General features: G+C 53.2%; 2 tRNA genes and 1 rRNA gene. All 3 read left to right on the top strand.

Annotation, left to right across the window (positions count from 1 at the left end):
* Positions 1-114 (top strand): 16S ribosomal RNA (locus C5745_RS19885); the annotation flags it as partial.
* 132 nt (positions 115-246) lie between these two features.
* Positions 247-323 (top strand) — tRNA-Ile (locus C5745_RS19880).
* Positions 324-359: 36 nt separating this feature from the next.
* Positions 360-433, top strand: a tRNA-Ala gene (locus C5745_RS19875).
* Positions 434-647 lie beyond the last annotated feature (214 nt).

The raw sequence follows: 647 nt of genomic DNA, 5'->3' as shown, positions 1-647 counted from the left end.
CCGGGGGTGCCTAAAGCATGTAACCGCAAGGAGCGTGTTAGGGCAATACTGGTAATTGGGGCTAAGTCGTAACAAGGTAGCCGTACCGGAAGGTGCGGCTGGAATACCTCCTTTCTGGAGCGTCCGGGCCGGACTTGCTGCGCAACATACATGATCGTTGATTATCAGGAGAGACAACTGGAGAGATCCAGAGGTATTGAGCTCCCGGGCGACGGTGCACTGGTACCGCGTGATACGGGGCTAAAGAGTCCCGTAGCTCAGTTGGTTAGAGCACTACACTGATAATGTAGGGGTCAGCAGTTCAAATCTGCTCGGGACTACCATCGATAGTTGTACATGAAGATCTATGACTACCACAGGGGGAATTAGCTCAGCTGGCTAGAGCACCTGCCTTGCACGCAGGGGGTCAACGGTTCGAATCCGTTATTCTCCACTTTCGTTCCCCTCTTTTAGGAGGGGGATGTAACGTTCTTTGACATATTGGGAAAAAAAGAAGACACAAGAGAAGACAGAGGAAGTCCATCTTCGGTTAATACCGCAGGTGGACGGAGGCAGTCCGTTGCCGAGCAAAAGGGGCAGCGGACGGAAGAAAGTAAATAAGGGCACACGGGGGATGCCTAGGCTCCCAGAGGCGAAGAAGGACGCGA

The sequence above is a fragment of the Sphingobacterium haloxyli genome, from assembly GCF_002980525.1.
Taxonomy (GTDB): Bacteria; Bacteroidota; Bacteroidia; order Sphingobacteriales; family Sphingobacteriaceae; genus Sphingobacterium; species Sphingobacterium haloxyli.
This window is presented reverse-complemented; position numbering and strand designations above follow the sequence as displayed.